Source organism: Bradyrhizobium sp. SZCCHNR1043 (assembly GCF_032489675.1).
Lineage (GTDB): Bacteria > Pseudomonadota > Alphaproteobacteria > Rhizobiales > Xanthobacteraceae > Bradyrhizobium.
The window spans coordinates 1-19,081 of sequence record NZ_JAUEYN010000010.1 but is presented as its reverse complement, the minus strand read 5'-3'; the positions used below and the strand labels follow the sequence as shown (position 1 = coordinate 19,081).

Sequence of the window (19,081 nt, the reverse complement as noted above, 5' to 3'; positions counted from 1 at the left end):
GAGCGCCAGTCTCAAGATGTCCCTCACTCCCGAAGCCATCGCCACCCTGTCTCAAGTCACAACCGCGACCATCACGACGGTCTTGCTGAAGAAGGGGTTGCGCAATGTCTGGCTGCGCGGCGCCAAGCCGCTGCGCCCGGGACAGAAGCGGCTGGTCGGTCCCGCCTTCACGCTCCGCTTCGTGCCGGCGCGCGAGGATTTGGCGACGCCGGAATCGTGGTCGTCGCCGATCTCGACCCGCACCGCGATCGAGGCCATGCCCGAAGGCTGCATCGCCGTGGTCGATGCGATGGGCGTCAAGGACGCCGGCATCTTCGGCGACATCCTCTGCGCCCGCATGGTCAAGCGCGGCGTCACCGCGCTGATCACCGACGGCGTGGTGCGTGACCTCGAAGGCGTGCTCGGCACCGGGCTTCCGGTATGGTGCGACGGCTACGCTGCTCCGCCCTCGGTCGCCGGCCTGACCTTCGTCGGTTGGGGCGAGGCGATCGGCTGCGGCGGTGTGGCCGTGTTCCCGAACGACGTCGTCGTGGCCGACCAGGACGGTGCGGTGCTGATCCCGCAGGCGATGCTCGATCACGTGCTCGCCGAGGGCCCCGAGCAGGAACGCATGGAGGCCTGGATCGTCGACGAGGTGAACAAGGGCGCGGTGCTGCCGGGTCTCTATCCGATGAACGCAGAGACCAAGGCGCGTTACTCCGCGTCGAAGAAGTAGTTCACGGCCCCGATCAATCGACGGCACAGATTCAGGAAAGGTAGAACAATGGTCGAAGTCTATCTCGCGGGCTCTCGCCCCACCCGCCGCGCGGCGGCGGAAAGCTTTACGGGCACGGTCTGGCAGGATCCGATCATCACGCCACAGGCTCCGGCTCGCGTCGCCTCGGCGCGTGTCGCGTTCGAGCCGGGTGCTCGCACGGCCTGGCACACCCATCCCCTCGGGCAGACGCTCTATGTCATCCAGGGCGTCGGCCGCGTGCAGGCCAAGGGCGGGCCGGTGCGCGAGATCAAGGCCGGCGACGTCGTCTGGATTCCGCCGGGCGAGAAGCATTGGCATGGCGCAGCGCCGACCACCGGCATGGTCCACGTCGCGATGCATGAATCGCTCAATGGCGAGCACGTGACGTGGATGGAGCACGTCACCGACGAGGAATACGCCACCCAGGTCGGCTGAAGCTGAGCAGCCCCCGAGATCAGTTCGAGCGCGCGGTCGCAGGGCCGCGCGCTTTTCATTTGAAAGAGCGTCGACCGCAGGCGCGGCGCTCAGTTCACCCGCGTCCAGGTCTGGCCGCCGCAGAACATGCCGCCGAAGGCGCAGCCCTGCACGCGCAGACTGTCCATTCCCTTCAGCGCGATGGTCGAGTCGTAGGTGCTGCCGCTGTTCGGATCGAAGATGCGGCCGGTCCACTTCTTCTCCTGCGTCTTGTCGCTCGGACGCATGTTGATCAGGATCTGCTCGCCGTTCTGGTTGGTCTTTGCGTCCACGGCGTAGCCGCAGAGATTGGTGCCGCAGGGCTCGATGCGGATCTGGCCCTCCTTCTCCTCGGTCAACCAGATGCCGACCGGCGAGTTGGGATCGCGACCGGCGGTCTGCGCCGCAGCGGGCGGCGCGGCTGCGGTGGTCACGGCAGGCGTCTGGGCTGGGCGCGGTGGCGGCGGCGCGGCGGCAGGAGCCGGAGCCGCAGCAGGTGCCACAACGGCCGTCGCAGCGGCTGGCGGCGCAACCGGTGCCGCGGCGTTGGCGGCCGGGGCTGCCGTAGGCGGCAGCGGCGCTGGTGGCGCGGCTGATTGGGCGGGAGCAGGCGCAACCGGCGGGGTCGCCGGTACGGCTGCCGTCGGAGCTGGTGCGGGAGGAACAGGGGCTGGGGCCGCGGCGGCCGGAACCTGCGGCTGCGGGGCCGGCGTAACGGCCGCCTCGGCTGGCGCCTGGGCCGGCTTGTCCGCGCCGGGCTGCGGCCTGGCCGCCGGATCCGGATCGCGCTTGGTGCGCTTGGTCTTCTTCTGCTCGGTATTGTCGTAGACCCCGGGGATCTGCACGGTGCCGCGGTCGGGATCGATGCGGATCGTCTTGCCGCCGTATTCGATGACGTACTGCGCCTCGGCGGCACTGCTGGCCAGAACCAAAGCCACAACAGCCAACAGCCTCTTCATCCGTGTCTCCGCGATGTCGGTTGCTGATGTGAGCGAGCTCACGCGCAGTTAAGTCGCTGATGCGGCGTCCCCGGTTCAATGCGCCACCTGCTCAGAAATCGAGCGGCGCATTGTCGACGACCTCCTTCATCACGAAGAACGTGCGCGTCTGGCGCACGCCGGGCAGCGAGATCAGTTGGTCGCCATGCATCCGATTGAAGTCGTGCATGTCGCGGACGCGGATCTTCAGGAAGAAGTCGAAATCGCCGGCCACGAGATGACAGTCGAGCACGAATTTCAGCTTTCGGATCGCGGCCTCGAAGGTGCGAAAGCTCTCCGGCGTTGAACGGTCGAGCACGACCCCGACCAGGACCAGCGCGCTGCGCTCGACCTTCTCGGGCGCGATCTGGGCGCGCACACCGGTGATGTAGCCGTCGTCGAATAGCCGCTGCGTGCGGCGATGGCAGGTGGCGGGGCTGACGTGGACGGCGGCGGCGAGCTCGGCATTGGTCATCCGGCCGTCCTTCTGCAGCAATTGCAGAATGCGCCGGTCGACACGGTTCAGATCAGGGGTGGAAGCTTCTTTCGATTTCTGCGTCATTTGCGGATGTATCTATCGTCAAATCGCGACGATGCGGAGGTAAGCACGAAAACATTGGGCGATAAAGAGAGCACCTTTCTGAGGGATTTTCGTATGGTGAGGCGACCCTTTCATCCACCCACGGAGAGATCCCGTGCTTCGGCTCGACAAGTTCAAGAAGTATCCGCTCACCTTCGGCGCCACGCCCATCGAGCATCTGCCGCGGCTGACCGCGGCACTCGGCGGCAAGGTGCAGATCTACGCCAAGCGCGACGACTGCAATTCCGGCCTCGCGATGGGCGGCAACAAGCTGCGCAAGCTCGAATACATCATGCCCGACGCGATCGAGTCGAATGCCGACACGCTGGTCTCGATCGGCGGCGTGCAGTCCAACCACACCCGCATGGTCGCGGCGACTGCCGCCAAGATCGGCATGAAGTGCGTCGTGGTGCAGGAGAGCTGGGTGCCGCACGAGGACGCCGTCTATGACCGCGTCGGCAACATCCTGATGACGCGCCTGATGGGCGCCGACAGCCGAATCGTGCCGGATGGATTCGACATCGGCATCCGCAAGAGCTGGGAGGATGCGATCCAGTCGGTGAAGGATGCCGGCGGCAAGCCCTACGGCATTCCGGCCGGCGCCTCCGTGCACAAGTTCGGCGGCCTTGGCTATGTCGGCTTCGCCGAGGAGGTGAGGGCGCAGGAAGCCGAGATGGGCATCAAGTTCGACTACATCATCGTCTGCGTCGTGACCGGCTCGACCCAGGCCGGCATGATCGTCGGCTTCGCCGCCGACGGCCGCGCCGACCGCGTCATCGGCATCGACGCCTCCGGCACGCCGGAGCAGACCCGCACCCAGGTGCGCCAGATCGTCGACAACACCGCCGAGCTCGTCGAGCTCGGCCGCAAGGTCCGCGACGACGAGATCGTGATCCTGAATGACTACGCCTATCCGGCCTATGGCGTGCCGAGCGCCGAGACCAACGAGGCCATCCGCCTCGCCGCCCGCACCGAGGCGATGATCACCGACCCGGTCTATGAGGGCAAGTCGATGCAGGGCATGATCGACCTGGTCAAGAAGGGCTACTTCCCGGAAGGCTCGAAGGTGCTCTATGCGCATCTCGGTGGTGCCCCGGCGATCAACGGCTACAGCTACACGTACCGGAACGGGTGAGGGCGGTTTCGTCTTCCGCCGCAGCGTAGCGGTGGTCCGAGGTCCAACACCACATTCCGCTGTCGTCCCGGCCTTCGGGCCGGGACCCATAGCCGCCGGCGGTGCTGTTGTCGTCCTCTGCATCTCCGGCTGTGCCTCAAACCACGGCCTGTGAGTATGGGTCCCGGCTCAAGGCCGGGACGACACCGAATGTGTCGCGCGAGCGATCCACACATGACGTCGCCTTCTCGCGACGCGCCAGCGTCCGAGGGATCCATCAGTTCGCCCCTCTGAATGAAGAGGGCGCAGGGAATGCCGGGTGAGGGCCTCACCCATGGCCCGCCTGCAACAAGAAAAGCAGGCGGCAGTTACCACAGGATCAGCCGAACATCCGGCATTCCCTGCGCGACGGTCTTAACGCTTATACGCAGTCTCCCTGGTGCGCCGGGCTTGTTGGCCACCATGGCGACAATGCGCTTGCGCGCACTGCGCTGGACACCAGCATCGGGGTGTCAGGACGCTGCGATTTCACGTCCGCGCCGTGCCGTTCGTCCGCGTGCAAGCACGCTGCGGCAAAACGCGGCCATCGCCTCCCCACCTCGCGTGTCGTGACGATCGCGCGCAACGCCCCTCTCGTTGAGGTGGGATGGCGGCAGTCAATCATAGTTTCCGGAAAAACGAAATGTGAATATTTTTAGCGCAAGGACTGGACAGGGGTCTTCGCGTTGAAATGACTGCAGGACTTTGCGTTTTGCGTCCTGCTGGACATTCCATGTCAGGTTCCGGCTGCGGCCTCATCTCGGAATCCGCAGTATCCCAATGGAGACCCCGACCGCCGTCTTGTATAAGCCCCGCGATAATGCTCTCCGGAGACATCCACAGCAGCGAAATCATCGCACTATGCTACACTCACGCTACCACGAACGCCGTCGAGATCACGTTCTCATAGCGGCCGTCGATGCGGACGGCGTAGCGTTGCAGCCCTTCGGCTCGGAAGCCGACGTCCTTGTAAAAGGCGATCGCATTCATGTTCTACTCGCACACGGTCAGCTTGATGCGCGTGAGGCCGACGGCAAGCGCGGCGTCCATCGTCCGTCGAATGAGAGCACGACCAATTCCGCGGCCGCGATGAGCTGGCAGCAGACCTATGCCGAGGGTGCCGCAATGGGCGTAATCACCAGGCAAGCACGTGTCCTGCGCCAGACGAGGGGAGGCAATGGCGCTGTCGGCGCAACGCAGGTCGCGCAGCTCCCCCAAGGCAGCATATTGGAAGACGGCTGTTCTCGCGTGCCACCGCGAGCGCGCGACCCGCAAGTCCCGTCGACGTGTCCAAGCGAGCCTGGCGGCAGGGCGATGACCTAACCTCCGTCTCGAAGCTTCGGCTCAAGCCGCCTCTGCCACCGGTTCCGATCCATCGCCAGAGGTGCCGCGCGCCGCTGTGCTGCCGGATGACAGGCCACGTCCTTTCACCAGACCGAATATGGCGGGGATCACGATCAGAGTGAGCAGAGTCGATGAGATCATGCCGCCGATCATGGGGACGGCGATGCGCTGCATGATCTCGGAGCCCGTACCATTGCTCCACATGATCGGAAGCAGACCTGCCATGATGGCGACCACGGTCATCATCTTCGGCCGGACGCGCTCGACGGCGCCCTCCATGATCGCGTCATGGAGATCGCGCCGGGTCAAGGGCGCGCCCTCAGCGGCCCGCCTGGCTTTCATCTCGGCGAGCGCGTGGTCGAGATAGATCAGCATCACGACGCCGGTCTCAGCGGCCACGCCGGCGAGTGCAATGAAGCCGACCGCGACGGCGACCGATAGATTGAAGCCGAGCCACCACATCATCCAGATGCCGCCCACCAGCGCGAACGGCAGCGACAGCATCACGATCAGGGTCTCCGTCATGGCCCGGAAGTTCAGATAGAGCAGCAGGAAGATGATGGAGAGCGTCACGGGGACGACGATCTTGAGGCGGGCAGCGGCCCGCTGCAGATATTCGTACTGGCCGCTCCAGACCACGTAGGTGCCGGCTGGAAACTGGATGTTCTCGGTGACGGCGCGCTGCGCGTCGGCGACGTAGCTGCCGATGTCGCGATCGCGGATGTCGACATAGATGTAAGTTGCAAGCTGTCCGTTCTCGGTCCGGATCGAGGTGGGTCCCCGGACCGGCTCGATCCTGGCGACCTCGCCGAGCGGCACGGCGCCGCCGGCCGGCATCGGCACCAGGACATCGTCGGCGATGGCCTTCGGATTGTCGCGGAGATCGCGCGGATACCTCATGTTGACCGTGAAGCGTTGGCGGCCCTCCACCGTGGTGGTGACCGTCTGGCCGCCGAGCGCAGCCGCGATCGTATCCTGGACGTCCTGGACCAGCAGGCCGTAACGGGCGAGCGCCTCGCGGTCGGGTGTGATCTCGAGGTAGTAGCCGCCGATGCCGCGCTCGGCATAGGCCGAGGACGTTCCGGGGACGGTCTTGATGACCCGTTCGATCTGCTTTGCCAGGCGATCGATCTCGGTCAAATCAGTGCCCATCACCTTCACGCCGATCGGCGTGCGGATGCCGGTCGAGAGCATGTCGATGCGGGCCTTGATCGGCATCGTCCAGGCGTTGGAAACGCCGGGGAATTGCAACGCCTTGTCCATCTCGGCGATCAGGCTGTCGATCGTGACGCCAGGGCGCCATTGATCCCTCGGCGTGAGGTTGACGACTGTCTCGAACATCTCGATCGGCGCGGGATCGGTTGCGGTCGCCGCCCGCCCGGCCTTGCCGTAGACCGAAGCGACCTCCGGGAACGATTTGATGATGCGGTCCTGCATCTGCATCAGCTCCGCGGCCTTGGTCACGGAGATGCCGGGCAGGGTCGTGGGCATATAGAGCAGCGTGCCCTCGTTCAAGCTGGGCATGAACTCGGTGCCGAGCTGGCGCGCCGGCCAGATGGAGATGGCGAGCACCGCGACCGCGGCAAGGATTACGATCGTCTTGGCCCGCAACACGCCCTTGATGACGGGCCGGTAGATCCAGATCAGCAAGCGGTTGATGACGTTGCGGCGCTCGGGAATGATTCTGCCGCGCACGAAGATCACCATCAGCGCCGGCACCAGCGTGACCGACAGCAGCGCGGCCGCCGCCATCGCGAACGTCTTGGTGAAGGCGAGCGGGCTGAACAGCCGGCCTTCCTGCGACTCCAGCGTGAAGATCGGCATGAACGACACGGTGATGATCAGGAGGCTGAAGAACAGGGCAGGGCCGACCTCCGCGGCCGCGTCGATCAGGATTTGAACACGCGATTGGTCGGGCTTGGCCCGCTCGAGGTGCTTGTGGGCGTTCTCGATCATGACGATCGCGGCATCGACCATGGCGCCGATCGCAATCGCGATGCCGCCCAGGCTCATGATGTTCGAGCCGAGCCCAAGCAGTCTCATCGCGCCGAACGCCATGAGCACGCCGACCGGGAGCATCAGGATCGCGACCAGGGCGCTGCGGACGTGCAGCAGGAAGACGACGCAGACGAGGGCGACGACGATGCTCTCCTCGAGCAGGGTGTGCTTGAGCGTGGCTATGGCGGCATAGATCAGGTTCGAGCGGTCGTAGACCGGAACGATCTCGACCGATTTTGGCAGACTGCTCGCGATCTCGTGCAAGCGCTTCTTGACGTTCTCGATGACATCGAGCGCGTTGACGCCGAAGCGCTGCAGCACGATGCCGCTGGCGACTTCGCCCTCGCCGTTGAGCTCGGCAATGCCGCGCCGCTCGTCCGGACCGAGCTCGACGGTTGCGACGTCGCGCAGCAGCACCGGCGTGCCGCCGGACGTCTTCAGCACGATGTTGCCGAGGTCGTTTATATTCTTGATGTAGCCCTTGCCGCGGATGACGTATTCGAACTCCGAGAGCTCGACGGTGCGGCCGCCGACATCGGCATTGCTGGAACGGATCGCATCGCGGATCTTCTGCGTGCTGACGCCGCGATCGCGCATCCGCTGCGGATCGAGAACGACGTTGTACTGCTTGACGAAGCCGCCGATGCTCGCGACCTCGGCGACACCTTCGGCCTTGGCCAATGCGAATTTGAGGGTCCAGTCCTGGATCGTGCGGGCGTCGGCGAGGTTCAGCTCCTTCGACATGACGGCGTATTGATAGACCCAGCCGACGCCGGTGGCGTCGGGGCCGATCGTGGGTGCAATTCCCGCCGGCAGCCGCGACGCTGCGCTGTTCAGGAATTCCATCACGCGCGAGCGTGCCCAATAGATGTCGGTGCCGTCCTCGAAGATGACGTAGACGAACGAGACGCCGAAGAACGAGAAGCCGCGCACGACCTTCGACTTCGGCACCGTGAGCATGGCCGTGGTCAGCGGATAGGTGACCTGATCCTCGATCACCTGCGGTGCCTGACCGGGATATTCGGTGTAGACGATGACCTGTGTATCCGACAGATCGGGGATCGCGTCGAGCGGCAGATGAATGAGCGCGTAGAAGCCGGCGGCTGCGGCGAAGCCGGTGCCGAACAGGACCAGCAGGAGATTGCGCGCGGACCAGGCGATGATGCGGGCGATCATTTGTGCGCTCCCATCCCGGCGTGATCGGCGTTGGCGGGCTGCTGCTCAGCCGCTTCGGCAAAGCTCTTCAACGCGGCCTTGAGGTTGCTCTCGGCATCAATCAGGAAGTTGGCTGACGTGACGACCGCCTCGCCCTCCGACAGACCGTCCCGCACCTCGACATAGCCGGCGCCGTGGCGGCCGAGCTTGACGGCGCGCGGCTCGTAGCGGCCGTCGCCCTTGTCGATCAGGACCGCCTGGCGACTGCCGGTGTCGAGCACGGCATCCGCCGGCACAGCCAGCACCGGCGCCGGGGCTGCGGTCTCGATCTCGGCATCGACATACATGTCAGGCAGCAGCGCGAGGTCCGGATTCGCGAGCTCGATCCGCACCCGCGCCGTCCGCGTGTCCTTGTTCACCTGGGGATAGATCACCGCGATCGCGCCAGCGAAGGTCCGCCCCGGGAAGCTGCGCGCGCGGATCATCACGGGCTGACCCACCGCGATGCTGCCGAGGTCGCGTTCGGCGACGTCGACCAGGGCCCAGACCAGCGAGATGTCGGCGATGCGGAACAGTACGTCGCCCGGATTGGCCCGCATGCCTTCGATCGCATTGCGCTCGAGCACGATGCCGTCGCGCGGCGCCGACCATTGCACCGTCACGGGGGCGACGTGCGACTTCTCCATGGCCGCGATGACCGGCTCCGGCACGTCCAGATTGGTCAGCCGCTGGCGCGAGCCGCGGCCATAGGCGGCATTGCCGCCGACGATGTTGGAATTGATGGTGGAGAGATATTCGGCGGCGGCCGCCGCGATCGCCGAGCTATAGATCTCCATCAGCGGCTGGCCCGCTCTGACGCGCGTGCCGGTCGTCACGTCGGCGACCTTCTGCACGAAGCTTTCGGTGCGCATCGCGATCACGGAGATGCGCCGCTCGTCGAGCTGGATGGTGCCCGGCGCCTTCACCGCGACGTGGAGCGTGCGCCGCTCGACCGGCGTTGACTTCACGCCGCTGCGCTGGATCTTGCCGGGCGACAGCTTCACCACGCCGTCGTCGGCCTCGTCGCCGTCGTAGACGGGAACGTAGTCCATTCCCATCGGGTCCTTCTTCGGAGTGGGAGACGTGTCCGGCAGGCCCATCGGATTGCGGTAGTAGAGAATCTTGCGTGAGGAGTCCGCCTGCTGCTTCGGCTTGGCCGGCTCCGGCCCCGCTTGATCGTCGTCATAGACGGGCAGATAGTCGTGCCCGCGATCGTCCTTCCTGGGGGTCGCCGACCAAGCGGGGGCACCGCTTGGGTCGCGATAGTACAGCGGCATCCGATCCGCCGCGGCGGCGGCAAGAGGGGCGCGAAACGACGGAGGCGTGGTCTGGATGGATACGAGCCCACCCAAGCCGAGGCCAGCACCGACCGCAATGGTCGCGAGCAGACGCAACGTGTTCATGGCATCACCGTGAGGCGCGCTAGGCGCGCGCTATCCGTTGGGAGACTGGGGCGCTCGTCGGGAGCGCCCCGCGAAGCTCACTTCGTCGCCTTGACGATGACCTTGCCGGTGACCGTCTCAGGCTCGCCCTGCACCTTGGCGGACAGCGTGACCTGGTAGCGCCCGGCCATCGGCAGGTCGGTCTTGAAGGCGTAGACGCCCGGTTCCTTCGACGGCAGCGGCGCCACGTCCGACACCATGTCGGCCATCCCGTCGGGAGCCATGTCGACGCGCGTCTTGAAGATGACCGCGTCGGCGACCGGCTTGCCGGTCTGCTTGTTGGTGAGACGAATGGCGACCGTGACATCGTCGCCCTTCTTCATCTCCGGAGTGACCGGCTCGAACGTGTAGTCAGTCGCGCCTGCCAGGGCGGCTGATGTGGCAAGCGAAAGGGTGGCGGCGAACGCCGCGATGCTGAGTCTGGAAAGCATGGTCCTGTCCTCATGAATGGATCTCGGCCGTGGCGCCGATGGCGCGCACGTCAGCGGTCGGCGCGCAGGCATGCGCGCGTCGGTAACGAGATCAGACTCGAGGAGGTCGGAAAGGAGGACTGCCGCTATCGAGGGAGGCCACCTGGTCGGCGGGAAGCGCCAGCGTGGTCGCCGCGATGGCGAGTGGAGCGACGACGATGGTCCTGATATCGCCGAGCGCAACCGTTCCGCCGGCGCAGCAGAAACCCATCCCACATTTGTCGCCGTGTGACGGGGAACTCGTCCCCTTCACGTCGTCAGGACAGCACTCGTCCATCGACATGTCGGCGCCATCGCCCATGGCCATGCTTGTCTGCATGTCGTTCGACGACATTGCGACCGCCGCCGTCGATGCGCCAATCGGCAGCATCGCCAGCGAGAGGGCGATCGCGAACGCCAGGATGGTACGAACAAGCCGCATCAGGATCCGAGTTTGCCTTGACCGCAGCATACCTTACTGCGCTTCTGGAGGCAGTCCTTGAGACGGGTCAAACTGCGCCATCGCGGACGCGATGGCTGCCAGGGTCGACGTCATCGACCACGATATACCCCCATGGGGTAGATTCCGCAAGCCGGGTGAATGTCCGGGCGAGCCGGGCATGACGACCGAAAGTCCGGTGAATTCCTGCCATTCCGGCGCGCGCCCGGTTTGAAGCGATGGTTCCGACAGGAGTCGCGCGGGGCAAATGGCAACGTCAATCAAACCAATTCTTGTAGATCGCCTGGTAGCTGCCGTTCTCCGTGGAGATATGCAGCCACTGATCCACGAACGCCTTCAGGGCGACGTCGCGCTGCAGCCAGTAGGCCTTCTCGGAGAAGTCGAACGGCTTCTCCGGGTGGACGGCGCAGAGCACGCCGGGATGCAGCTTCTGCTGATAGCGCGTCTCCGACGCGTCCGTCATCATCAGGTCGGCGTCGCCCTTGGCGATCTCCTCGAAGATCGTGACGTTGTCGTTGTGGACGCGGATGTCGGCGGCCTTGACGTTGGCGCGGGCGAAACGCTCGTTGGTGCCGCCGGGGTTGACGACGACGCGGGTGCCGGGTCTGTCGATGTCGGCCAGCGTCTGGTATTTCGACGTGTCCGAGCAGCGAGCGATCGGCGTCTTGCCCTCGCGCATGATCGCGGTCGAGAAGTAGCCCTTCTTCTGGCGGTCGAGCGTGATCGACACGCCGCCCATGGCGACGTCGAACTTGTCGGCCTCGAAATCCTTCATCAGTTGCGGCCAACTGGTCGGCACGAACTCGACCTTGACGCCGAGCGCCTTGCCGAGCGACTCGGCCATGTCGACGTCGAAGCCGGAGAATTTTCCGGTCGCCTTGTCGAGATAGGTGAAGGGCTTGTAGTCGCCGGTCATGCCGACCCGCAAGCTACCGCGCTGCATGATCTCGTCGAGGCGCGAGGCCTGCTCGGCGGCCGCCGGGACGGCAAGGCTGCAGACGAGGACGAGCCCAGTCAGGACGGACAGCGGACGATCGAAGAACCCCATGATGCGACACCTCGGCTTGAGTGGGACGAGGTTCTTCTTATACGAAGCGGTGTCGCTGGACGAGGGGCAGGGGGCGGCCGTTCGGATCGGCTCACGGCCGCCGCCGGCGGTCGAGCCTGCTGGTCCACCAGGCGATGCCGCGCATCATTCAACGATGCGGAGCGACCGAGCGCTAGGTCCGGCCGGGTCCTACCGGAGCAAACGCACCCTTGCCGGTCATCTCGTTCTTCAGCGCCTCGAAGCGCTCTGCCGCCTCGTGCGCACGGGTGTCGACCATGTCGATGGCGGCTTCGGCCGTCATCGGGCCGCTGCTGACGGCGATCGAGGTCGGCCCGACGGTCTCATCGACGTAGTAGCCGTCTTCGCCGCGCCGCGCGGTCCAGCGAAAGCGGATCGCAGAGATCGGGCCGGGACCGATCTTGGTGTAGCCGTCGGCCTCATCGAACGAGACCACCGTGCCTGCGGCCTTCTTGGCGGGAGAGTTGGGAGCAGGCGCGGCCGCCCGGTCGTCACGCTTCGCAGACTCCGGCTTGTCGAGGATGCTCGCTATCGTTGCGAGCGCGTGCTCCGTCGCAACACTCATGATCGCCTCTGTTCCTACTGACGCGCGCAAACGCCGACGCCAATAGCTATAGTTGTAGCGAAATCTGGGCGAGATGCAATAATGCGTTCAAATTTGGGCAACAAAGCGGTGGATGAGGATCTCGAGGAGTGCAGGAGGACGCTCGACTCAGCCGGCCCGTTCTCCAAAAATGGATGGCCGGGACGGAGCCCGGCCATGATTATTCGTGAGAACTGAGCATGGGTCAGTCCGAGGACGGCACCAGCTCGCGACTCAGAGCACGTCCTGATTGATCACGTTCTGCCGAATCGGATCGCCGTCGAGCACACTCAGGATGTTGCGCGCGGTCTGCTCGCTCATGCGGTCGACGGCCTCGCGGGTAACGCCTGCGACGTGCGGCGCCATGATCACGTTGGGTAGCGCATGCAGCGCGTGGCCGACCGGCGGCGGCTCCTGCTCGAACACGTCGAGGCCGGCGCCGGCGAGGCGGCCGGACAGCAGCGCGTCGTACAGCGCGGCCTCGTCGATCAGGCCACCGCGCGCGGTGTTGATCAGATAGGCGGACGGCTTCATCAGCCGCAGACGCGCGGCATTGAACAGGCCGATGGTCTCCGGCGTCTTCGGGCAGTGGATGCTGACGAAATCGGCGCGCGGCAGCGCGGCGTCGAGGTCGGTCACCGGCTCGCAGCCGGCGGCGGTGATATCGGCGGCGGGCTTGTACGGGTCGTAGACCAGGACGTGCATCTCCATCGCCAGGCAGCGCTTGGCGGTGCGGGTGCCGATGCGGCCGAAGCCGATGATCAGCACGGTCTTGCCGTAGAGATCGAACGGCAGCACGCCGAGCCGCGCGCCCCAGGTGCCGTCCCTGACCATCGCATGCATCTCGTTGGCGCGCTTTGCCAGCGTCAGCATCATGAACAGCGCTTGCTCGGCGACCGACGGCGAATTCGCGGTGCCCGCGACCATCAAGGGCACCTTGTGGCGGCTCAGCGCCGGCACGTCGACCGCGTCGAAGCCGACGCCGATCCGGGTCACGACCTTCATGTCGCCGGCAGCGACGAGCTCCGGCTCGCCGAACCGGGTCGCACCGAGGGCGACGCCATGCACCGGGGCATGGGAGGTGAGCAGCGCAGAAAAGTCCGCCGCCGAGATCATGTTGGGGAACTCGATCATCTCGACGTCGTCGCGCGCCGCGAGCAGCGCGCGTCCCTTGGCCGAGAAGGATTCCGTGACGAGGATCTTGTTCTTGTTGGTTGCCGTCCTGGTGGTCATATCCTGCCCTTGAAGCTTCTTGTGCTCGTCAGATCACGAGCCCGGTCGCCTCGTTTAGCAGGTGCATGTTGTTGAGGTCCATTGCCATGCGCAGAGGGCTGCCATCCCGCGCGCCGGCGTTGGGGTTCACCCGCCCGCAGACCGGCGTCTCGTTGAGGGTGAAGTAGACCAGCGTCTCCATGCCCATCGGCTCGGTGACGTCGAGCAGCGCCTCGAACGGCTCAATCCCAGGCTCCGCATGCGGCTTGGTCTCGGTGATGTGCTCCGGCCTGATGCCGAGCAGCAGCGGCTCATTTCGTGACACGGATTGATAGCGCGCGGCGCGCGCCGGCGGCAGCGGAAAGGCGATGCGGTCGGTGAGGCGGATGTGGAGCCGGCCATTGGCCTCCTCGAGCCGGCACGGCACGAAGTTCATCGCGGGCGAGCCGATGAAGCCGGCGACGAAGCGTGTCGCCGGATTGTGGTACAGCTCGTTCGGCGTGCCGATCTGCTCGATGCGGCCCTTGTTCATGACCACGACACGGTCGGCCAGGGTCATCGCCTCGACCTGGTCGTGGGTGACGTAGACCGTCGTGGTGCGGACCTTCTGGTGCACCTTCTTGATCTCGATGCGCATCTGCACGCGCAGCTTGGCGTCGAGGTTTGACAGCGGCTCGTCGAACAGGAAGACCTTGGGATTGCGCACGATCGCACGGCCCATCGCCACGCGCTGGCGCTGGCCGCCGGAGAGCTGCTTGGGCTTGCGGTCGACGAGGTCGGCGATATCCAGCATGCGCGCGGCCTCCGCCACGCGGCTCTTGATCTCGGCCTTCGGATAGTGCTTCAGACGCAGCCCGAACGACATGTTCTCGGCCACCGTCATGTGCGGGTAGAGCGCGTAGTTCTGGAACACCATCGCGATGTCGCGGTCCTTCGGCGGCACGTCGTTGACGACGTCGCCGCCGATGGTGATGTCTCCGTCGGAGATGTCCTCGAGCCCTGCGATCATCCGCAATGTCGTCGACTTGCCGCAGCCGGACGGGCCGACCAGCACGACGAACTCGTGGTCGGCGATATCGAGATCGATGCCCCTGACCGCCTCGACGTCGTCATAACGCTTCACGACCTTGCGCAAGCTCACTTCAGCCATGTGTGGTCAACCCCCGTCATCAGCCCTTGGTCGCGCCGGCCGTGAGTCCGGCAATGTAATAATCCATCAGGAACGCGTAGATGATCAACGGCGGCGCCGCGCCAAGCAGCGCGCCGGTCATGATCTGTCCCCAGTTGAAGACGTCGCCCTTGATCAGGCTCGTGACGATGCCGACCGGCAGCACCAGTTGGTCGGTCGAGGTCGTGAACACCAGCGGATACAGGAACTGCGCCCAGGAGACGGTGAAGGCAAAGATCGTCGCGGCGATCAGGCCGGGCAGGGCGACGGGAATGAAGATCCGCGTCAGCGTCTGTAGCCAGGAGGCGCCGTCGATGATGGCGGCTTCGTCGAGCTCCTTCGGGATCGACGCGAAATAGCCGATCATGATCCAGGTGCAGAACGGCACCGTCAGCGTCGGATAGATGAACAGCAGCACGTACCAGCGGTTGATCAATTGGATGCCCGTGACGTCGCCGATCAGTGCGAACATCTTGAACAGCGGGATGAACAGCAGGCTGTCCGGAATCAGGTAAGTCAGGAACACGCCGGTCGCGAGCGTGGCCGAGCCCCAGAATTTCATCCGCGACAGCGCGAACGCCGCGGGGATGCTGATCAGCATGGTGATGATCACGACGACGATCGAGACCATGGCCGAGTTGAAGAAGAAGCGCATGAACTGGTTCGAGGTCAGCAGCTCGAGATAGTTCTCCAGCGTCGGGTGGAATACCCACCACGGATTGGTCGCCGCGGAGATCTCCGCGCTGCCCTTCAGCGAGGTGATCAGCATGTAGAGCGGCGGCACCAGCGAGAAGATCGCGAACAGCGTCAGGAAGAAATACGACCAGCGCAGCGCCCAGGCGCGGTCGCGGCTCATCGAGCCATATTTGACGTTGCGGGTCGGGCCGGCCTTGTCGATCGTGACGGTGCTCATCAGGATTCGTTCCCCCGCTTGTTGACGTCGCGCAGGATGAAGATGGCGGCCACCGCCAGGATCGGCACCATGAACAGCGAGACGCTGGCGCCGAGCGGAATGTCGCTGCCCTCGATGCCGACGCGGAACGCCCAGGTCGCGAAGATGTGCGTCTTGTCGAGCGGGCCGCCGGCGGTGAGGATGCGGACGATGTCGAAATTGGCGAACGTCACGATCAGCGAGAACAGCGTCGTGATGGCGATGATGTTGCGCATCATCGGCAGCGTCACGTACCAGATGCGCTGCCACCAATTGGCGCCGTCGATCGCTGCGGCTTCGTAGAGCTGCTCCGGGACGGATTTCAGCGATGCCAGGTACATGATCATGAAGAACGGCGCGCCGTACCAGATGTTGACCAGGATCACCGAGAACCGCGCCCAGGCGGCGTCGCCGGTCCACGGGATCGGGCCGATGCCGAAGAAGGCGAGCGTGTAGTTGAAGGCGCTGTAGGACGGGTCGAACAGCCACAGCCACGCCAGCGTGCTCATCGCCGGCGGGATCACCCAGGGTACGAGCAGCATGCCGCGCCATTTGCGCTGCCCCTTGGCGGGGATGTTGTGCACGAAATGCGCGACGATGAAGCCGATCAGCGCCTTGAACACGACGGCGGTGATCGCGAAGATGCAGGACTGCTTGACGACCAGCCAGAACGTGTCGCGCTTGAACAGGAACTCGAAATTGCCGAAACCGACGAAGCGCTGCATCGACTTGTTCAGCGTCGCCAGATGCACCGAATACAGGGCGGGATAAACGACGAGGAGCACGATCAGCAGGATCAGCGGCAGCGTCATCAGGAAAGCGGCGGTCGATTTCCGCTTCAGCGCCCTGTGCAGACCATTGCGGCGGGCCGCGCGAGGGCGGGCGACGGCGTTTTCACCGATGGCGGCATCAACCATGAAAAAGGGCTCCTCGTGATGTCCCCCGCGACGGCGGGGTCCTCACTGGATGGGGAACACTGACAAGGTGAAAGGAGGCGGCCCGCCTGCTGAAGCGGACCGCCGGCGTTGCTTCAACATGCCTCAGCTGCGCATGAAGCCTTCGCACTCGCCTTCGGCCCAGGCGAGGGTCGATTCCATCTTCTCGCCCTGGGCGTAGCGCAGGCACATCTTGGTCATCGTTGCCTGCGCATAGATCTGCTGCGCGATCTTGGGCGGAGCAGGGGAGGCTGCGATCGACAGCGTCTGGTGATTATAGGGGTTGGGATAGTGATAGAGCGTCCCCTTCGGCGGGCCCTCCTCCTGCCACACCTTGAGCGTCGTCAGCTTCTGATAGGCCGGCAGATCGTAGCCGCCGCTCGCCACCACCATCTTCTCGATCGATGACGGCTTCGACAGGTGCACGATCAGGCTCTTGGCGGCCTCCTTGTTCTTGGAGAACGACCAGATGCTCCAGAAGTAGGGCAGGAACGGCGCGAAGCGGCCCTTGGGGCCGGCCGGGAAGCCGTGGGTCCAGCACTGCTCGGCAATCTGCGGCGCGTCGCGCTTGGCCACCGCCCAGGCGCTCGGCGGATTCATGATCATCGCGCCCTTGCCCGAGACCAGCCATTTGTTGTTCGATGCGTCGTCCCATGAGGCGACATCCGGCGGCAGTGCCGCGATCAGCCGCTTGTAGAACTCGAGCGCCTGGCGCACGGCATCCGTCTTCACCGTGACATCGCCCTTGGCATTCACCAGCTCGGCGCCATACGCCTGGAAGAACGCGCCGGCGGAGTCCACGCTATCGGTGGTTTCGCCGAGCCCGATGCCGAACGGCACGCCAGCCTTCTGGCAGGCCTCCGCCGCTTTCAGGAAGGTCTCTGTGGTCCAGCTGTCGGCCTTCGGTGGAGAGCCGGCCGGATACAGCTCCTGCACGTCGATGCCCGCATGCTTCTTCATGAGATCGATGCGGGTGCAGGGGCCCTTGATCTGACTGCCGACGCAGGCCGGCACGGCGAGCCATTTGCCGCCGGACTGTCCGAGATATTTGACGGTGCCGTTGACCTCGCCATTCTCCTGGATGATCGGCCCCATGATGTCGTTGACCGGCTCCAGCAATTCGGCATGCGCATGCGGCCACCAGGTCGGCATAGCGATCAGATCGTGGCCGGACTTCGCGGCGCCCTCGGCGGCGATCGTCAGCTCGATCTTCTTGCCCTGGCTGGTGATGTAGTCGATCTGGACCTCGACCTTCTCCTTGGCGGCCCACTCGTTGACGAGATCGGTCGAGGCCTGGTTGGCGCCCGGAACCCAATGGTCCCAGAAGCCTATCGAGAGCTTGCCGGCGGCGTAGGCACCGCGCACATAGGGCGCGGCAATCATGACCGCCGAGGTGGCAGCGGTCGCAGCAACGAATTGTCGACGGTTCAGCTTCCTCCGTGACATGGCGTTCCCTCCCTGGTGAGCCAAGCATTCTGTCAATGCGAATCCGATTTGTTAGTTGTTGCGTCGCGTCATGCGCGCATGGATTTCGCTTGGGTGCAATCAGAGCAGAATTGCGAGCGGCTGTCGAGAAAGCAGGTGAGGCGAATCCTTGAACTAATGGCGGGCACAATTCGTCGCAGGTCCGTAACTGATTGCATCGCAGCGCTGAGCGCTGCAGTGCAAGGCGCGTCCCCGGCAGAGCAGGAAGCAGAGCAGGAATCAGTCTAGCCGAACGCGTTCGATGCATCGCACTGCATGCGGCCGATGGACTTGCGCGTTGCGGCAACGATAGAATTCGTTGGAATCATGGCCGTCACGACCAGCGACTGCGCGCGACGGTCGGACGTGTTGCACGGAGCCTGAACTGATGATGACGAGCCCCGCCGGCATTTGGCGCCGGTCTTTCCGGTGCATCGCAATAGGAGTGTCAATAGGCCTCATCGGCCTCGCGGGCCTGCCGCGTCAGCTTGGCGCGCAGGGCCTGTTCAAGGGCGTCGAGCAGGGCGCGCGCGAAGGCAACAGGGCGGCGGGCCCGGTCGGCGGTGTGCTCGGCGGCGCGATCGGCGGTGTCGTCGGCGTGGTTACCGGCGTGACCGGGGCGTTCACCGGCAACAGCGGCCAGCAGAGTACGCAGCCCGAGGCACCGCCGGCCGAGGGCAGGAAGGCGAAGCCTTCCAAGGCGACGAAGACGAGCAAGGTCGCCAAGGCGACGCCGATGTTGACGCAGCCGGGCGTCCCGCAACTCACGGCCGAACAGATCGTCGCCAACAGCGACAGCAATATCGAGCGCCTGAAGACCGGGCTGAACCTGACGGAAGAGCAGGCGAAGAACTGGGGTGGTATGAACCGGGCTGAGTCCTGACAATTCAGACCGGGTTGATTCCTGACAGGCAAGCTTCGTCCGATTCGAAGGAG

At 65.0% G+C, this 19,081-nt stretch carries 17 protein-coding genes and 1 pseudogene; 4 read left to right on the top strand and 14 right to left on the bottom strand.

Annotation, left to right across the window (positions count from 1 at the left end):
* Positions 1-16 precede the first annotated feature (16 nt).
* A complete protein-coding gene (locus tag QX039_RS18215) occupies positions 17-715 on the top strand; it encodes a ribonuclease activity regulator RraA (RefSeq protein WP_315737930.1) in 699 nt (232 codons plus the stop codon).
* Between the two features lie 48 nt (positions 716-763).
* Positions 764-1,171, top strand: coding sequence for a cupin domain-containing protein (locus QX039_RS18210; protein WP_315737931.1), 408 nt, complete (start codon positions 764-766; stop codon positions 1,169-1,171).
* 89 nt (positions 1,172-1,260) lie between these two features.
* On the opposite strand, the gene QX039_RS18205 is transcribed toward QX039_RS18210, so the two are convergent.
* Positions 1,261-2,148 (bottom strand): DUF2147 domain-containing protein, encoded by an 888-nt coding sequence (locus QX039_RS18205; protein WP_315737932.1) that lies wholly within the window; start codon positions 2,146-2,148, stop codon positions 1,261-1,263.
* 91 nt (positions 2,149-2,239) lie between these two features.
* Positions 2,240-2,728 (bottom strand): Lrp/AsnC family transcriptional regulator, encoded by a 489-nt coding sequence (locus QX039_RS18200; protein WP_315737933.1) that lies wholly within the window; start codon positions 2,726-2,728, stop codon positions 2,240-2,242.
* 133 nt (positions 2,729-2,861) lie between these two features.
* Between QX039_RS18200 and QX039_RS18195 the strand changes: the two genes are divergently transcribed.
* Positions 2,862-3,881 carry a 1-aminocyclopropane-1-carboxylate deaminase gene (locus QX039_RS18195; protein ID WP_315737934.1) on the top strand — a complete coding sequence of 340 codons (1,020 nt, stop codon included), beginning with the start codon at positions 2,862-2,864 and terminating at the stop codon, positions 3,879-3,881.
* Between the two features lie 1,011 nt (positions 3,882-4,892).
* Here QX039_RS18195 and QX039_RS18190 read toward each other — a convergent pair.
* The 12 genes from QX039_RS18190 to QX039_RS18135 all read right to left on the bottom strand — a co-directional run bounded on the left by QX039_RS18190 (position 4,893) and on the right by QX039_RS18135 (position 18,127).
* Positions 4,893-5,045: a GNAT family N-acetyltransferase gene (locus QX039_RS18190; protein WP_315772255.1), complete on the bottom strand. Its 153-nt coding sequence runs from the start codon at positions 5,043-5,045 to the stop codon at positions 4,893-4,895.
* Positions 5,046-5,243: 198 nt separating this feature from the next.
* Entirely contained in the window at positions 5,244-8,417 is a 3,174-nt protein-coding gene (locus tag QX039_RS18185) for an efflux RND transporter permease subunit (RefSeq protein WP_315737936.1), read from the bottom strand.
* A complete protein-coding gene (locus QX039_RS18180; RefSeq protein WP_315737937.1) occupies positions 8,414-9,838 on the bottom strand; it encodes an efflux RND transporter periplasmic adaptor subunit in 1,425 nt (474 codons plus the stop codon). The genes QX039_RS18185 and QX039_RS18180 overlap by 4 nt, the downstream gene beginning before the upstream one ends.
* Positions 9,839-9,915: 77 nt before the next feature.
* Positions 9,916-10,308 (bottom strand): FixH family protein, encoded by a 393-nt coding sequence (locus tag QX039_RS18175; RefSeq protein WP_315737938.1) that lies wholly within the window; start codon positions 10,306-10,308, stop codon positions 9,916-9,918.
* 91 nt (positions 10,309-10,399) lie between these two features.
* Positions 10,400-10,768 carry a hypothetical protein gene (locus tag QX039_RS18170; RefSeq protein WP_315737939.1) on the bottom strand — a complete coding sequence of 123 codons (369 nt, stop codon included), beginning with the start codon at positions 10,766-10,768 and terminating at the stop codon, positions 10,400-10,402.
* 274 nt (positions 10,769-11,042) lie between these two features.
* On the bottom strand, positions 11,043-11,834 hold the full coding sequence (locus QX039_RS18165) for a transporter substrate-binding domain-containing protein (protein WP_315737940.1): 792 nt from the start codon (positions 11,832-11,834) through the stop codon (positions 11,043-11,045).
* Between the two features lie 172 nt (positions 11,835-12,006).
* Positions 12,007-12,417 (bottom strand): hypothetical protein, encoded by a 411-nt coding sequence (locus QX039_RS18160; RefSeq protein ID WP_315737941.1) that lies wholly within the window; start codon positions 12,415-12,417, stop codon positions 12,007-12,009.
* Positions 12,418-12,669: 252 nt separating this feature from the next.
* A complete protein-coding gene (locus QX039_RS18155; RefSeq protein ID WP_315737942.1) occupies positions 12,670-13,668 on the bottom strand; it encodes a hydroxyacid dehydrogenase in 999 nt (332 codons plus the stop codon).
* A 28-nt stretch (positions 13,669-13,696) separates the two neighbouring features.
* Complete coding sequence (locus QX039_RS18150) at positions 13,697-14,797, bottom strand: sn-glycerol-3-phosphate ABC transporter ATP-binding protein UgpC (protein ID WP_315737943.1); 1,101 nt, start codon at positions 14,795-14,797, stop codon at positions 13,697-13,699.
* 19 nt (positions 14,798-14,816) lie between these two features.
* A complete protein-coding gene (locus QX039_RS18145; protein ID WP_315737944.1) occupies positions 14,817-15,728 on the bottom strand; it encodes a carbohydrate ABC transporter permease in 912 nt (303 codons plus the stop codon).
* Complete coding sequence (locus tag QX039_RS18140) at positions 15,728-16,663, bottom strand: sugar ABC transporter permease (RefSeq protein ID WP_315737945.1); 936 nt, start codon at positions 16,661-16,663, stop codon at positions 15,728-15,730. The genes QX039_RS18145 and QX039_RS18140 overlap by 1 nt, the downstream gene beginning before the upstream one ends.
* 123 nt (positions 16,664-16,786) lie before the next feature.
* Positions 16,787-18,127 (bottom strand): ABC transporter substrate-binding protein, encoded by a 1,341-nt coding sequence (locus QX039_RS18135; RefSeq protein WP_315737946.1) that lies wholly within the window; start codon positions 18,125-18,127, stop codon positions 16,787-16,789.
* 493 nt (positions 18,128-18,620) lie between these two features.
* Here QX039_RS18135 and QX039_RS18130 point away from each other — a divergent pair.
* Positions 18,621-19,004 (top strand): annotated as a pseudogene (locus tag QX039_RS18130) (hypothetical protein); the annotation flags it as partial.
* Positions 19,005-19,081: the final 77 nt, after the last annotated feature.

What these genes read in the sequence shown, in the direction of transcription:
- QX039_RS18215 (WP_315737930.1), top strand. Translation starts at nt 17, where the DNA reads ATGTCCCTCACTCCCGAAGCCATCGCCACCCTGTCTCAAGTCACAACC.
- QX039_RS18210 (WP_315737931.1), top strand. Translation starts at nt 764, where the DNA reads ATGGTCGAAGTCTATCTCGCGGGCTCTCGCCCCACCCGCCGCGCGGCG.
- QX039_RS18205 (WP_315737932.1), bottom strand. Translation starts at nt 2,148, where the DNA reads ATGAAGAGGCTGTTGGCTGTTGTGGCTTTGGTTCTGGCCAGCAGTGCC.
- QX039_RS18200 (WP_315737933.1), bottom strand. Translation starts at nt 2,728, where the DNA reads ATGACGCAGAAATCGAAAGAAGCTTCCACCCCTGATCTGAACCGTGTC.
- QX039_RS18185 (WP_315737936.1), bottom strand. Translation starts at nt 8,417, where the DNA reads ATGATCGCCCGCATCATCGCCTGGTCCGCGCGCAATCTCCTGCTGGTC.
- QX039_RS18180 (WP_315737937.1), bottom strand. Translation starts at nt 9,838, where the DNA reads ATGAACACGTTGCGTCTGCTCGCGACCATTGCGGTCGGTGCTGGCCTC.
- QX039_RS18175 (WP_315737938.1), bottom strand. Translation starts at nt 10,308, where the DNA reads ATGCTTTCCAGACTCAGCATCGCGGCGTTCGCCGCCACCCTTTCGCTT.
- QX039_RS18170 (WP_315737939.1), bottom strand. Translation starts at nt 10,768, where the DNA reads ATGCGGCTTGTTCGTACCATCCTGGCGTTCGCGATCGCCCTCTCGCTG.
- QX039_RS18165 (WP_315737940.1), bottom strand. Translation starts at nt 11,834, where the DNA reads ATGGGGTTCTTCGATCGTCCGCTGTCCGTCCTGACTGGGCTCGTCCTC.
- QX039_RS18160 (WP_315737941.1), bottom strand. Translation starts at nt 12,417, where the DNA reads ATGAGTGTTGCGACGGAGCACGCGCTCGCAACGATAGCGAGCATCCTC.
- QX039_RS18155 (WP_315737942.1), bottom strand. Translation starts at nt 13,668, where the DNA reads ATGACCACCAGGACGGCAACCAACAAGAACAAGATCCTCGTCACGGAA.
- QX039_RS18150 (WP_315737943.1), bottom strand. Translation starts at nt 14,797, where the DNA reads ATGGCTGAAGTGAGCTTGCGCAAGGTCGTGAAGCGTTATGACGACGTC.
- QX039_RS18145 (WP_315737944.1), bottom strand. Translation starts at nt 15,728, where the DNA reads ATGAGCACCGTCACGATCGACAAGGCCGGCCCGACCCGCAACGTCAAA.
- QX039_RS18140 (WP_315737945.1), bottom strand. Translation starts at nt 16,663, where the DNA reads ATGGTTGATGCCGCCATCGGTGAAAACGCCGTCGCCCGCCCTCGCGCG.
- QX039_RS18135 (WP_315737946.1), bottom strand. Translation starts at nt 18,127, where the DNA reads ATGTCACGGAGGAAGCTGAACCGTCGACAATTCGTTGCTGCGACCGCT.